Raw genomic sequence first — 12,854 nt, 5'->3', positions numbered from 1 at the left:
GTCAGACCAGCAGCCCGATGACGAGCGCGACGACGCCCAGCAGCGGCAGCAGCCCCTGCGAGCGCGCGGCCGACGCCTTGCTGCGGTCCGACAGCAGCAGCACCAGCGCCGCCGCGACCATCGACCCGGCGCCCGCGAGCACGAGCGCCGACCCGACCGCGAGGTGGCCGGCGACGACGAGCACGATCCCGACCGCCACGACCACCGCCAGGAACAGGTTGTAGAACCCCTGGTTGTACGCCAGCGCCCGGGTAGCCTGCGCCTCCTGCGGGCTGGTGCCGAAGACACGCCGGGCACGGGGCGTCGTCCACGCCACCGACTCGAGGTAGAAGATGTCGACGTGCACGAGGGCGGCCACGCCCGCGAGCACCAGTCCGGCGACCACCACGGCAGGACCCCCTCGACCGCCGGGCAGGGCCCCGGCACCGCCCGTGCCCCCATCGTGGCCCCGCGGACGCCCGGCGGCGACGCGGGACGGTCCGGGACGGCCGGCCCGCCCGGGATCGGGCCCCGCCGGACCATGCCCGCACCAGGCGGTGCACCAGGCGACGGACCAACTCCGCCTCTCGTCGTCAACCCGGGCGATCCGGATGCCGATGCTGGACGGTGACGGATGACCCAGGTCCGTCGTGGAGAGGAGGCTCCGTGAGGAGCACGACAACCGGTACCGCTCTCCCCCGCACCCCGCGACCGGACGGCCGCACCCTGGCCGTCGCCCTCGGTGTCGCGCGGCGCAGCGTCCCCGCCCTGCGGCTGCCGCCGCTGAGGCGGAAGGCCGTTCCGGGCCTGTCGCCGCTCGAGGCGTCCGGCTGGACCGGGGAGACCGGGGCGAGCCCCGGCCACGAGCCGGCGCGGTAGGCACCCCCGGGCCGCCGACCGGCGGTCCCGCACGACGACCGCAGCGCCCGACGGCAGCGCGCGGCAGCGCCCGACGACCAGCGCTGCGCGGGCTGCACCGGACGGCGCTGCGGTCGCGTGACGTCGGGGATGCTGGGGTGCCGGCACCCGCCGACGCCCAGCCCCGGAAGGACTCCATGCCCACGCTGTTCACCCCCCTGACCCTGCGCGGGACGACGTTCGCGCACCGCGTGTGGATGGCACCGATGTGCCAGTACTCCGCGGCCGCGGACGGTCCCGACGCCGGTGTCCCGACCGACTGGCACCTGCAGCACTACGGCGCGCGGGCCGCCGGGGGTGCCGCGCACGTGATCGTCGAGGCCACCGCGGTGGTCCCGGAGGGGCGGATCACCCCGTTCGACCTGGGGCTGTGGGACGACGTCCAGGTGGCGGCCCACCGGCGGGTCGTCGCCCTGGTGCACGCGCAGGGCGCGCGGGCGGGCGTCCAGCTGGCGCACGCCGGCCGCAAGGCGAGCACCGACGCACCCTGGAACGGCGGTGCCCCCGTGCCCCCGGGCGCCGGCGGCTGGCCCGTGGTGGGGCCCAGCGCGGTGCCGTTCGCCGACGGTCACCCGGTGCCCGCACCGCTGACGGTCGACGGCGTCGCCGACGTCGTGGCGGCCTTCGCCGACGCGGCACGCCGCGCGGTCGCGGCGGGGTACGACGTGGTCGAGGTGCACGCCGCGCACGGCTACCTGCTGCACCAGTTCTGCTCCCCGGACTCCAACGTGCGCGACGACGCGTACGGCGGTGGGTTCGAGGGCCGGACCCGCCTGGTGCGCGAGGTGACCGCCGCCGTGCGCGCCGCGATCCCGGACGACATGCCCCTGCTGGTCCGCGTCTCGGCGACCGACTGGGTGGAGCCCGCCGGGTGGACCGCGGACGACACCGTGCGTCTCGCCCGCGACCTCGCGCCGCTGGGCGTCGACATGGTGCACGTGTCCACCGGCGGCAACCTGCCCGGGGTGCACGTGCCCGTGGAGCCCGGCTACCAGGTGCCCTTCGCCGCACGCGTGCGCGCGGAGGCGGGGCTGCCGACCGTCGCGGTGGGCGCGATCACCGATCCCGCGCACGCCGGGCGCGTCGTCGCCGACGGGTCCGCGGACGTCGTCGCCCTGGCGCGACCGCTGCTGGTCGACCCGTTCTGGCCGCACCGCGCGGCCGTCGCGCTGGGTGCCGACCTCCCGCTCCCGCCGCAGTACGACCGCGCCCGCGCGCTGCTCTGAGCGTCGCGCAGGCGACGACGACCCGGGCGACGCGCGCCTCTCGGGTCGCGGTGTCACGTCCCGGCACGAGGATGGGGTGACACCCGACCCACCGGAAGGACCCGCCGTGCCCCAGTCCCCGCTGCCCGCCGACGTCATCGAGCTGCTCACCCGGCCCAACCCGGCCGTCATGGCCACCGTGCACCCGGACGGCTACCCCGTCACCGTGGCCACCTGGTACCTGCTGGAGGACGACGGCCGTGTGCTGCTCAACCTCGACGCGTCGCGTGCGCGGCTGCGGCACCTGCGGGAGAACCCGCACGTCTCGCTGACCGCCCTGGCCGAGCACGACTGGTACACGCACGTGAGCGTGCAGGGCCGGGTCGTCGAGGTCGTCGACGACGTGGACCTGGTGGACATCGACCGGCTGTCCACGCACTACGGCGGCAACCCGTACCCGGTGCGGGACCGCGCGCGGGTCAGCGTCCGCGTGGAGATCGACCGCTGGCACGGGTGGGGTGCCGCCAAGCAGGACTGACCGCCGGGCGCCGCACCGGCGCCGCCGTCACCGTCGCGCCCGTCAGGGCGTCGGCGCGGGTGCCGGTGCGGGCGCCTGACGCGGCAGCTCGACGTCGACGCACGACACGGCGGCCGGGTCGCCGCCCGCGAGCGCGGTCACGCGGGCGGCGGCCTCGGACAGCCGCGCCTCGGGCAGCCGTCCGCTGCGCACCGCGTCCACGAGGGCGTCGCGCATGCGGACGGCCTGCGTCCCGTCCGTGGCCAGGACCGCGTCGGCACCGGCCGTGACGGCCTGCACGGCCGCCTCGGGGAAGTCCCACCGCAGGTTGACCGCGCCCATGCCGACCGAGTCGGTGATCGCCACCCCCGTGAACCCCGTCCCGCGCAGCAGGGCGTACGCGCGCGGGCTGAGCGAGGCCGGCAGGTCGGGGTCCAGGGCCGCGTACTGCAGGTGGTTGAGCATGACGACCGGCACACCGGCCGCGACGGCGTCCCGGAAGGGCACCAGGTCGCTCGCCGTCAGCTCGTCCAGGCCCGCGGTCACGACGTCCGACGCGCGGTGCGAGTCGACCCGCGAGCGGCCGTGCCCGGGGAAGTGCTTCACGGTGGGCGTCACGCCCGCGTCGGCCAGCCCCGCCGCGTACGCCAGCCCGTACCGGGACGCGACCGCGGGGTCGGCGCTGAACGACCGGTCGCCGATCACACCACCGGACGGGCCGTCGTCGAGGTCCAGCACCGGCGCGAGGTCCAGGTCCACGCCCACGGCCGCGAGCGCACGTCCCGTGGCCGCCGCCCGGGCCCGGACCTGCTCGGGCGACTCGCGCTGCGCGAGCCGCCGCGGTGACGGGCCGGCACCCACGACGTCGCGCATCAGCGCGACCCGGCCCGACTCCTCGTCGGTGGCCACGAGCAGCGGCCGCCCGGCAGCGGCCCGCAGGCCCGCGGACAGCTCGGCGACCTGGGCGCCGCTGCGCACGTTCGACTCCGAGAGGAACACCCCGCCGACCCCCAGGCGGACCACGTCCTGCGCGAGCGGCTCGTCGGCGCGGACGACGCCCGGCAGCCCGACGACGAGGGTCGCCGCCGCCCGCGCCTCGAGCGGGGCGGGCGTGCACGTCGGCGTGGGGGACGGCGTCGGTGCGGCGGGCGCGGGTGCGCCGCGTGACACCGCGGCGAGGGGCCGCGCCGCGTCCGGTCCGCGCCGGTCGTCGGCCGCGAGCGTCCCGCCGCCCACGGAGAGCAGCGCGCACAGCACGAGCAGGACCCCGCGGCTCCGCGTCGTCCGCGGCCGCGCGTGCCGGGGTGCCGGCGCACGCGCGGCGCGCACGTGCGGCGGCGTCCGGTCGCTCATCGTCGCAGGCTACGTCCGGTGCCCCGACCCCGCGCGGCCGCGGTCAGCCACACCCCGGCCACGACCGAGCCGATCCCCCCGGCGACGAGGTCGCCGATCGTGTCGGCGTACCCCACGTAGATCGTGTCGTCGACGTAGGTGTTGCCCAGGTACTCGCCGATCTCCCACAGGACGCTCAGCGCCAGGCCGAGCGACGCGGTGACGGCCACGACGCCGACCCGCTGCGCACCGCCGTCCGTGGCCACCGGGTCCAGCAGCGCCCCGGTCCGCCGCGCGAGCAGCAGGTGCGCCACGGCGGCGACGAGCCCGGTGACGACGAGGTGCATGACGACGTCGAGCCAGGCGACCGCCTGGTACAGGTCCAGGGCCCCGGACCACGCCGCGAGGACCAGCCCGATGCCGTACGCCGCGTCCAGCCCCCGGGGTGCCCCCGCGGCCGGCGGCACCACCAGCCCGGCCAGCACCAGCGCGAACAGCGCGGTGTCGACCGGTCCCCGAGCGACCAGCGCGATGAGCACGCAGACGACACCGGCCGCCCGCACGACCCCTCCGGGCCCGCGGAGCATCGCCCGCACGACCTGCCCACCCGTCGCGTCCGCCACGCTGCTCCCGTCGTGCGCGCCGGCCGTCCGGCTCCCGCCGCGACGGTACGTCGGTGCCGCCGTCCCCGCACGGCGATCGCCCCGCCGCCGCCACGTCACGGCGCCGACCGAAACTGTTTCGCACCGCGTCGGCTGGTCTAGCCTGCAGCCTGGTGCGGCACCCCGCCCACCGGTGCGTCGATCCCGAGGAGAGCCGTGGGCGCTGGGCCGAGCGGCCGCCGGGCGACCCTCGCCGACGTCGCGGCCGTCGCAGGCGTCTCGAAGGCGACGGTCTCCAAGACCCTGAACGGGCGCGACGACGTCGCCGGCACGACCCGCGAGCGGGTCCTCGCGGCGGTCGCCGAGCTCGGCTACCGACCGACCACGACCGGGGCCCCCGTGCCGCAGCGGCGCGCCGTCGCCGTCGTGTTCGACCTGCCCGCGTCGCCGTACATCCTCAAGGTCCTCGAGGGCATCCTGGCCGCGACGACCGCCGCCCACCTGGACCTGCTGACCCGCCTGGCCCCGGGCCTGGGCGACCGGCGCCGTCGGACCGTCGCCCGCGAGTGGGTCGCCGAGCAGCGCGCGAGCGGGGTCGTCGGCATCGCGGGGCTGACGCTGTCCGCACCCGACGCGCTCATCGACGCCGCGGCCGACGCCGGCATCCCGTTCGTCATGGTCGATCCCGTCGACACCACCAACGAGCGGATGCTCAGCGTCGGGTCGTCCAACTGGGCCGGGGCCCGCACCGCCGCCGAGCACCTGGTCGCCCTCGGCCACCGGCGCATCGGGTGGATCGGCGGGCCCGAGGCGTCGGGTGCCGCGCAGGACCGCTTCTACGGCTTCAACGCCGCCATGGACGCGGCCGGGCTCACCGTCGACCCGGCGCTCGTGCGCACCGACCGGTTCGACGTCGCGACGGGTGCCCGCCACGCCCACGACCTGCTGACGTCGGCCGACCCGCCCACGGCGATCATGGCCGCCGACGACGAGCTCGCGGTCGGGGTGCTCGCGGCCGCGCACGCGCTCGGGGTCCGGGTGCCCGACGAGCTGAGCGTGACCGGTTTCGACGACACGTCCCAGGCGGCCTGGACGACGCCGCCGCTGACCACGGTCCGCCAGCACCTCGAGGGCATGGGGCAGATGGCGGTACAGGCCCTGCTCACCCTGACGTCCGGGACGTGGCCGGCGTCCCGGCACGTCGAGCTCGCCACGTCGTTGACGGTCCGCGGCAGCACGGGCGCGCCGCCGGGTGCCGGCGACCGCAGCGGCTGACGGCCCTGCCGGGCCGCGCGCGGGACGTCGACCTGCGCACCGTCCGGCCCGCCTACCCTGGTCCGATGCCCTCGATCCTCGCCGTGTGCGTCGTTCACGCCCTGCGCCCCGACTCCGGCCCGGTCGGTGTGACGGCCATCGACAAGCGTGCGGTGACCGCCCCGGTCCGTGTCGGCCCCCTCGGGCTGCACGCCGACGTCCAGGCGGACCGCAAGCACCACGGCGGCCCGGACCAGGCGGTGTACGTCTACGGGCAGGACGACGCCGCGTACTGGGAGGCCGAGCTGGGTCGCGAGCTGCCGCCCGGCTGGTTCGGGGAGAACCTGCGGATCGAGGGCCTCGACCCCAACGCGGCGCGGGTCGGCGACCGCTGGCGCCTCGGTGACGACGTGGTGGTCGAGGTCACCGGACCGCGGACCCCGTGCGCGACGTTCGCGCGGTGGGTGGGCGGCGACGACGAGCGCGGCTGGGTCCGGCGGTTCCGCGACGCGGGCCGGGTCGGGGCCTACCTGCGCGTGGTGCACCGCGGCTCGGTGCGGGCCGGTGACCCCGTGGTCGTCGAGCGCACCGTCCCCGACGCGCCGACCGTGCGGGAGGTCCTGCTGGGCTGACCCGTGGTGCGTCCGGCCCGGATCAGGTCGGGTCAGGTCAGCGCGATGGCGATGAGCAGCATCGTCACGAGGAACCCGGTGAGCAGGTTGAGCCACAGGAACGTGCGCCACCCGGCGTTCGCCCGCTCGCAGTCCTCGTCGGTGACGCCGCGGAACCGCCAGGTGCTCACGGCGTACGGCAACGGCAGCAGCGCCGCGAGGACGCCGGGCCACGGCAGCACCAGCAGCACGGCCGCGGCGGCGACGTAGGCGGCGGTGGCCGCCAGCACGGTGGGCCGCGCGCCCAGCACGGTCGCGATCGACGCGAGCCCGCCGGCGCGGTCCGCACGGACGTCCTGCACCGCGCCGAACGCGTGCGACGCCATGCCCCACAGCAGGAACGCGACGAGCACGGGCCACGTGGTGCGCGCCCCGAGGTCGGCACCGGCCAGCACCAGCGCGTACAGCAGGGGCCCGACGAAGTGCACGGCCGAGGAGAACGAGTCCAGGACCGGCCGCTCCTTGAACCGCAGGCGCGGCGCCGAGTACGCCACCACGTCGAACAGCACCAGCAGCAGCACGACGCCCGCGAGCGGCGACCCGAGCGCCAGCAGCCACACGACGAACGGGACGGTCGTGACCACGCAGGCCACGAGGATGCGCCGGTGCACCGCGCGCGCCCGCGACGGGTCGACCAGCCCGCCCTCGATCCCGCCCTTGCGCGGGTTGGCCAGGTCGGACGCGTAGTCGAACACGTCGTTGACCCCGTACATCAGCAGGTTGTACGGGATCAGGAAGAACAGGGTCCCGACGACCAGACGCACGTCGACGAGCCCGTCGGTGGCCAGGAGCCAGCCGGCGGCGAACGGGTAGGCGGTGTTCACCCAGGAGAAGGGCCGCGACGCGGCCAGCACCTCGCGCATCAGCCCTGCGTGCTCTCGGTGTCGTGGGCGTCCTCGGCGCCCGGCACGCCGTCCGGGCGCGACGCCGTCCGCGGCGAGCGGCCCAGCACCTGCCACAGCACGGGCACGAAGACCGCGGCCGCGACCGCGTACGCGAAGTCCTCGAGCGGGGCACCCCAGACGTAGACCCCGAGGATCTTGGTGGGGTCGAAGACGTACAGGCCGACGTCGATCATGATCGTGTCGAAGACGGCGGTGAGCACGCACAGGTGCACGACGGCCCAGACCAGGGCCCACCCGCGCATCCGACGCAGCACCGACCAGGAGACGACGGTCAGCGCCGTGAGCACGAGCACGTTGAGCACGATGTTCGTCACGACGTCCCCCGCCCCGCGGCGCGGTGCTCGGCCGTCCGGTCGAACCACCGCCAGGCGAGCAGGCCCACGTAGCTGAGCAGGGTGAGGAAGAAGGCCTCCTCGACCGGCAGCTCGGGCGCCAGGAGCAGCCCCGTCATGTGCGGGGAGTCCCCGCGCGCGAAGATCCCCAGCAGCAGGCCGGCGACGTCCCACAGCAGGAACCCGACGACACCCAGGCCGACGGTCCACGCGGACCGGCGCGCGTCGTACCAGAAGGCGAGGCCGAGCCGGCGGTCGATGAGCGCGAGGCAGCCGATCGAGACCACGAGCGCCCCGAGGTAGGCGAACGCGATCATGCACGCCCCGCCGTGACGTCGGACCACAGGCCCCGCGGCAGCGCGGACGCCAGGTACCCGGGGCGCAGCGGCGCGGGCAGCGGTCGCGAGGAGGTCTCCCCCAGCAGCCGCTTGGCGACGAGCTCCGCACCGATGAGCACCATCGGCAGCCCGACGCCCGGGACCGTGCCCCCGCCGACGTGCAGCAGGTTGGGCACCCGGGCCGACGCGACACCGGGCCGGAACATGGCCGACTGCCGCAGCGTGTGCTCCATGCCCAGGGCGGTGCCGCGCCACGCCGACAGGTCGCGGGCGAAGTCCGCGGGCCCGACGACGCGCCGCACGACGACGCGCTCGCGCAGGTCGGGGACACCCGCCCACGCACCGAGCTGGTCGAGGTACCGGTCGGCGTGGGCGTCGAGCTCACCCGGCCGCGTCCCGAGCGCCGGGTCGGCGGGGAACGGGACCAGGACGAACAGGTTCTCGTGCCCCGGCGGCGCGGCGGTCGGGTCGGACGCGGTGGTCCGCGACACGTAGAGGGACGCGACGTCGGGCACGCGCAGACCGTCGGGCGGCGTGGCACGCCCGGGCCCGAGGATCGCGTCGAAGTTGGCGGGCCAGTCGCGCGTGAAGAACAGCGAGTGGTGCCGCAGCTCGGGCAGCTCGCCGCGGACGCCGGCCATGACCAGGAGCGCGGAGATGCCCGGTCCGCGGCTATCCCACGCCCCGGCGGGCAGGTCCGCGTGCCGCGGGTCCAGCAGCGCCGTCTCGGTGTGGTGCCGGTCGGCGCCGGACACCACGACGTCGGCGGGGACGACCGTGCCGTCCGCCAGCCGCACCCCGCGGGCGACGCCGCGGCGGCGCGGGTGCCGGACGCTGCGCGGCGCGTCGTCGACCTCGACGGCCACGACGTCGGCGCCCGTGCGCACGACGACGCCCTCCTCGACGGCGGCCCTGGCCAGCGCCTCGACGAGCGTGTACATGCCCCCGCGGGGGTAGTACACGCCCTCACCGAGGTCGAGGTGGCTCATCAGGGAGTACAGCGCCGGGACGCGGTACGGCGAGGACCCGAGGAACACGGCGTGGTACCCCAGCACCTGGCGCAGCACCGGGTGCTGCACCGTCCGGGCGATCCGGTCCGCGAGGGTCTGCGTCAGCAGGCCGGCCAGCGTCCCGGAGCGGCGCAGCACGTCACGCGAGAGGGCGCGGTCGGGCCGCTCGAAGGTCGTGTACAGGAAGTGGTCGAGCGCGGTGCGGTACGCCTCGCCCGCGTCGGCGACGTACCGCCGGATCGCGGCGCCGGCACCCGGCTCGACGGCGTCGAAGGTGGCGGCGTTGACGAACGGGTCGGCGACCACGTCGAACGGGTCGACGCCGGCGCCGGGCTCGGGGAAGAGCCGGTACGCGGGGTCGAGCCGCTGCAGGTCGACGTAGTCCTCGACGCGGCGACCCAGCAGCGCGAACGCGTGCTCGAACACCTCGGGCATGAACCACCAGGACGGGCCCGTGTCGAACCGGAAGCCGTCGACCGACCAGGTGCCGGTGCGCCCGCCGAGCTGCTCGTGCCGCTCCAGGAGGGTCACGTGCGCACCGCCGCGCGCGAGCAGCGCGGCCGTCGTCAGGCCGCCGACACCCCCGCCGATCACGACGACGCGGACGGCACCGCCCGCGGGGGCACCGTGCGGGTCGTGCACCGCATCCGGTACCCGGTGCTGCGTGGTCATGCGCCCACCACCCGCCGGACGCGCTGCGTGGCCTCGCGGGCGAGCGCACCGGCCACGACGCGGCCCACCACGACCGCCTTGACCGGGCCCGGCACGCGGACGCGGCGCTGCGTGAGGTCCTCGGGCGGGGTGGCGGCGAGGTCCCGCAGCAGGCGGTCGTACAGCGCGGTGGTCGCCTCGACGGCGCAGCGTGCCCGCGGCGGCAGCAGCGGCAGGGCGGCCCGCGCGGTCGCCAGGTCGGCGCGCACCTCGTCGAGGACGGCGCGCACGTCGCCGTCGGTCAGCCGGCCGGCGTCGACGCCCGGCAGGTACGACCGCCCGAGGTCGCCGTGGTCGGCGCCCAGGTCGCGCAGGAAGTTGACCTTCTGGAACGCGGCGCCCAGCGCCCGGGCGCCCGCGACCGCCTGCGGCGACGGCTGCACGACCGGGTCGCCGGGGCGACGGTCGGCGGACAGGAAGACCTTGAGGCACATGACGCCGACGACCTCGGCCGAGCCGTACACGTAGGTGTCGTACGACGCGCGGTCGTGCTCACGCACGGACAGGTCGGCGCGCATGGACGCGAAGAAGGGGTCGACCTCGTCGTGCCCGATGCCGGTGCGGCGCGCGGCGCGGGCGAAGGCGTGCACGACGACGTTGGTCGAGTAGCCGGTCACCAGGGCGCGGGCCGTCTGGGCCTCGAGCTCGTCGAGCTCCGCGTCCGCATCGGGGCCGCGGTAGGTGTCGACGACCTCGTCCGCGAGCCTGACCAGGGCGTAGACGGCCTCGATGTCCGCGCGGGAGCGCGGCGGGAGCAGTCGCGTGCCGATCCCGAACGACGTCGAGTACGTCCGCAGCACCGCCCGGCTGGCCCGCGCCGCCGTCGTGTCGTAGCGGCGTCGCGCCGTCATCCCCGTGCTCCGGCCCACGCGCACCCGCTCCGTCGTCGTCCCGCCCCGGCGCCCGCCCCGGGCGCCACGCCCACCGCGACCGTCAGCAGGGCGGACGGGTGGGTGCTGGAAGCGTACGCGGGATCACGCCGTCCCACCGTGCGATCCCCGCCGCACGTCTGTGCTGTGCAGATGTGTTTGTTCCTGTGTGGTTCTGTGGGATCCGCGGGCTCGGGCGGCTATGCTCGCGGCCATGACGTGGCTGGTGACGGGCGGGGCGGGGTACATCGGGGCGCACGTGGTGCGGGCGTTCCAGGTCGCGGTGCGGACCACGGGCGACGAACGGCTGCGGCCGGTCGTGCTCGACGACCTGTCGAGCGGGCACGCAGAGTTCGTCCCCGCGGACGTACCGTTCGTCGAGGCGTCGGTCGTCGACACCGACGCGGTGCGCGCCGCGCTCGTCGAGCACGGGGTCACCGGCGTCGTGCACCTGGCGGGGTTCAAGTACGCGGGCGTCTCGGTGCAGCGGCCGCTGCACACGTACGAGCAGAACGTCACCGGCACGGCCCACCTGCTCGCGGCGATGGCCGACGCGGGCGTCGGGCAGATCGTCTTCTCGTCGTCCGCCGCCGTCTACGGCACCCCGGACGTCGACGTGGTCACCGAGGCCACCCCGACCGCCCCGGAGTCGCCCTACGGCGAGTCCAAGCTCGTCGGCGAGTGGCTGCTGCGCGACCAGGGTGTGGCCACGGGCCTGCGCCACACGTCGCTGCGGTACTTCAACGTCGTCGGGTCCGGCGCGCCCGACCTGTACGACTCCAGCCCGCACAACCTCTTCCCGCTGGTGCTCGACGCCCTGGCGGCGGGCCGGACGCCCCGCATCAACGGCACGGACTACCCGACGCCGGACGGCACGTGCGTGCGCGACTACGTGCACGTGGCCGACCTGGCCGTGTCCCACGTCGCCGCGGCACGCGCGCTGGCGGACGGCCGCACGCTCGACCCCGTCTACAACCTGGGGTCGGGCGACGGGCTGTCGGTCGCGCAGATCATGACCACCGTCGCCCACGTCACGGGCATCGGCTTCACGCCGGAGGTCGGGCCGCGTCGCGCCGGCGACCCCGCCCGGATCGTCGCGTCCGGCGAGGCCGCCGCGCGGGACCTTGACTGGGCGATGCGCCACACCCCGGAGCAGATGGTCGCGACGGCCTGGGCCGCCCACCGCCGCTGACCCTCCCCGCCCGCGGGGAGGGTGACCCTGCCCGCCGGACCTCAGCGCGACGCGGGCTGCAGCGCCTGCAGCCGGGGCAGCTCCGCGGCGAACCGCTCGAGCTCGCGCTCGTCCCCGGCGTAGACGCCCGACGCCCGCGGCCAGTGCACGACGACGTCCCCGAAGCCCAGCGCCGCCGCGCGCTCGACGCCCTCGACGGCGAGGGCGGCGGACGTCAGGGAGAAGCGGGGGGCACCGTCGAGGCTGAGCCAGCGGCCGACCGGCCGGTCGGCGGCGACCTGGTCGAACGCGTCCACCATCCCGGCCAGCCCGTCCCACCAGGCCTCCTGCGCGGTGGCGGCGTCGACGCCGTCACCGACGCCCGTCCCGGGGCCGTACGTCGCCCAGCCCTGCCCGTACCGGGCGGCGAGCGCCATGGCCCGCGGTCCGTTGGCGGCGACGACGAACGGTGTGCGGGGCCGGGCGAGGGTGCCGGGCACCATCCGCGCGGCCTGCGCCGTGTAGAACTCGCCCGCGTGGTCCGTCACCGGCCGCGTGAGCAGCGCGTCGAGCAGCTCGACGAACTCGGCGAACCGCCGCGTGCGCTCGCCACGCGTGGGCGGGGGTCCGAGGACGCTCGCGTCCCAGCCCTCGCCGCCCGCGCCGAGCCCGAGGACGAACCGGCCCTCCGAGACGTCGTCCAGGCCCATGACGTCCTTGGCGTACGGCACGGGGTGGCGGAAGTTGGGCGAGGCGACCCAGGTGCCCAGGCCGATGCGCTCGGTCACCGCCGCGGCCGCCGCCAGGAGCGGGACGGTGGCGAACCACGGCTCGTCGGCCAGGTCACGCCAGGCCAGGTGGTCGTAGGTCCACGCGTGGTCGAAGCCGAGCTCCTCCGCCCGCTGCCACCGCGTGCGCGCGCTCGCCCACCGTTCCTGCGGCAGCAGCACCACCCCGACACGGACCATGGCGCCCACGGTACCCGCCACCACCGACAGCCCACGTGGCCCCACGTCGGGGAGGAGGAGCGACGCCGGGGC

15 protein-coding genes are annotated in these 12,854 nt (G+C 76.2%); 6 read left to right on the top strand and 9 right to left on the bottom strand.

What is annotated here, in order from left to right; all coding sequences use genetic code 11:
* Position 1: 1 nt before the first annotated feature.
* Positions 2–388, bottom strand: coding sequence for a DUF1304 domain-containing protein (locus BMZ16_RS03795; RefSeq protein ID WP_089798220.1), 387 nt, complete (start codon positions 386–388; stop codon positions 2–4).
* Positions 389–645: 257 nt separating this feature from the next.
* Between BMZ16_RS03795 and BMZ16_RS03790 the strand changes: the two genes are divergently transcribed.
* From BMZ16_RS03790 to BMZ16_RS03780, 3 genes are all read left to right on the top strand, one after another.
* Positions 646–858: a hypothetical protein gene (locus BMZ16_RS03790; RefSeq protein WP_089798219.1), complete on the top strand. Its 213-nt coding sequence runs from the start codon at positions 646–648 to the stop codon at positions 856–858.
* A 176-nt stretch (positions 859–1,034) separates the two neighbouring features.
* Positions 1,035–2,123, top strand: a complete 1,089-nt coding sequence (locus BMZ16_RS03785; protein ID WP_089798714.1) for an NADH:flavin oxidoreductase/NADH oxidase — start codon at positions 1,035–1,037, stop codon at positions 2,121–2,123.
* Between the two features lie 106 nt (positions 2,124–2,229).
* Entirely contained in the window at positions 2,230–2,640 is a 411-nt protein-coding gene (locus BMZ16_RS03780) for a TIGR03618 family F420-dependent PPOX class oxidoreductase (RefSeq protein WP_089798218.1), read from the top strand.
* A gap of 42 nt (positions 2,641–2,682) precedes the next feature.
* On the opposite strand, the gene BMZ16_RS03775 is transcribed toward BMZ16_RS03780, so the two are convergent.
* Together BMZ16_RS03775 and BMZ16_RS19175 are read right to left on the bottom strand one after the other, a co-directional pair.
* The gene (locus BMZ16_RS03775) at positions 2,683–3,972 is read right to left on the bottom strand and encodes a glycoside hydrolase family 3 N-terminal domain-containing protein (RefSeq protein WP_089798217.1); all 1,290 of its coding nucleotides are present in this window, start codon (positions 3,970–3,972) and stop codon (positions 2,683–2,685) included.
* Complete coding sequence (locus BMZ16_RS19175; RefSeq protein WP_177199576.1) at positions 3,969–4,574, bottom strand: DUF2238 domain-containing protein; 606 nt, start codon at positions 4,572–4,574, stop codon at positions 3,969–3,971. Before BMZ16_RS19175 ends, BMZ16_RS03775 begins: the two co-directional genes overlap by 4 nt.
* Positions 4,575–4,769: 195 nt before the next feature.
* On the opposite strand from BMZ16_RS19175, the gene BMZ16_RS03765 reads away from it, so the two are divergent.
* Positions 4,770–5,828 (top strand): LacI family DNA-binding transcriptional regulator, encoded by a 1,059-nt coding sequence (locus BMZ16_RS03765; protein ID WP_089798215.1) that lies wholly within the window; start codon positions 4,770–4,772, stop codon positions 5,826–5,828.
* A 65-nt stretch (positions 5,829–5,893) separates the two neighbouring features.
* Complete coding sequence (locus BMZ16_RS03760; protein WP_089798713.1) at positions 5,894–6,439, top strand: MOSC domain-containing protein; 546 nt, start codon at positions 5,894–5,896, stop codon at positions 6,437–6,439.
* A gap of 32 nt (positions 6,440–6,471) precedes the next feature.
* Here the strand turns inward: BMZ16_RS03760 and BMZ16_RS03755 are convergent, their stop codons facing one another.
* The 5 genes from BMZ16_RS03755 to BMZ16_RS03735 are packed head-to-tail and all read right to left on the bottom strand — an operon-like array spanning position 6,472 to position 10,625.
* The gene (locus tag BMZ16_RS03755) at positions 6,472–7,341 is read right to left on the bottom strand and encodes a prenyltransferase (protein ID WP_089798214.1); all 870 of its coding nucleotides are present in this window, start codon (positions 7,339–7,341) and stop codon (positions 6,472–6,474) included.
* Positions 7,341–7,697 (bottom strand): lycopene cyclase domain-containing protein, encoded by a 357-nt coding sequence (locus BMZ16_RS03750; RefSeq protein WP_089798213.1) that lies wholly within the window; start codon positions 7,695–7,697, stop codon positions 7,341–7,343. Before BMZ16_RS03750 ends, BMZ16_RS03755 begins: the two co-directional genes overlap by 1 nt.
* Entirely contained in the window at positions 7,694–8,032 is a 339-nt protein-coding gene (locus BMZ16_RS03745) for a lycopene cyclase domain-containing protein (protein ID WP_218143305.1), read from the bottom strand. The genes BMZ16_RS03750 and BMZ16_RS03745 overlap by 4 nt, the downstream gene beginning before the upstream one ends.
* Positions 8,029–9,735: a phytoene desaturase family protein gene (gene crtI, locus BMZ16_RS03740; protein WP_089798212.1), complete on the bottom strand. Its 1,707-nt coding sequence runs from the start codon at positions 9,733–9,735 to the stop codon at positions 8,029–8,031. Before crtI ends, BMZ16_RS03745 begins: the two co-directional genes overlap by 4 nt.
* Complete coding sequence (locus BMZ16_RS03735) at positions 9,732–10,625, bottom strand: phytoene/squalene synthase family protein (RefSeq protein ID WP_089798211.1); 894 nt, start codon at positions 10,623–10,625, stop codon at positions 9,732–9,734. The genes crtI and BMZ16_RS03735 overlap by 4 nt, the downstream gene beginning before the upstream one ends.
* Positions 10,626–10,857: 232 nt before the next feature.
* On the opposite strand from BMZ16_RS03735, the gene galE reads away from it, so the two are divergent.
* Positions 10,858–11,835: a UDP-glucose 4-epimerase GalE gene (gene galE, locus BMZ16_RS03730; protein WP_089798711.1), complete on the top strand. Its 978-nt coding sequence runs from the start codon at positions 10,858–10,860 to the stop codon at positions 11,833–11,835.
* Between the two features lie 41 nt (positions 11,836–11,876).
* Here galE and BMZ16_RS03725 read toward each other — a convergent pair whose 3' ends face one another.
* The gene (locus tag BMZ16_RS03725; RefSeq protein WP_089798710.1) at positions 11,877–12,782 is read right to left on the bottom strand and encodes an LLM class flavin-dependent oxidoreductase; all 906 of its coding nucleotides are present in this window, start codon (positions 12,780–12,782) and stop codon (positions 11,877–11,879) included.
* Positions 12,783–12,854 lie beyond the last annotated feature (72 nt).

It is taken from the genome of Cellulomonas sp. KH9 (assembly GCF_900114185.1).
Classification (GTDB): domain Bacteria; phylum Actinomycetota; class Actinomycetes; order Actinomycetales; family Cellulomonadaceae; genus Cellulomonas.
This window is presented reverse-complemented; position numbering and strand designations above follow the sequence as displayed.

Coding starts and splice junctions, on each gene's coding strand:
- BMZ16_RS03785 (WP_089798714.1), top strand. CDS start 1,035: ATGCCCACGCTGTTCACCCCCCTGACCCTGCGCGGGACGACGTTCGCG.
- BMZ16_RS03775 (WP_089798217.1), bottom strand. CDS start 3,972: ATGAGCGACCGGACGCCGCCGCACGTGCGCGCCGCGCGTGCGCCGGCA.
- BMZ16_RS03760 (WP_089798713.1), top strand. CDS start 5,894: ATGCCCTCGATCCTCGCCGTGTGCGTCGTTCACGCCCTGCGCCCCGAC.
- BMZ16_RS03755 (WP_089798214.1), bottom strand. CDS start 7,341: ATGCGCGAGGTGCTGGCCGCGTCGCGGCCCTTCTCCTGGGTGAACACC.
- BMZ16_RS03745 (WP_218143305.1), bottom strand. CDS start 8,032: ATGATCGCGTTCGCCTACCTCGGGGCGCTCGTGGTCTCGATCGGCTGC.
- crtI (WP_089798212.1), bottom strand. CDS start 9,735: ATGACCACGCAGCACCGGGTACCGGATGCGGTGCACGACCCGCACGGT.
- BMZ16_RS03735 (WP_089798211.1), bottom strand. CDS start 10,625: ATGACGGCGCGACGCCGCTACGACACGACGGCGGCGCGGGCCAGCCGG.
- galE (WP_089798711.1), top strand. CDS start 10,858: ATGACGTGGCTGGTGACGGGCGGGGCGGGGTACATCGGGGCGCACGTG.
- BMZ16_RS03725 (WP_089798710.1), bottom strand. CDS start 12,782: ATGGTCCGTGTCGGGGTGGTGCTGCTGCCGCAGGAACGGTGGGCGAGC.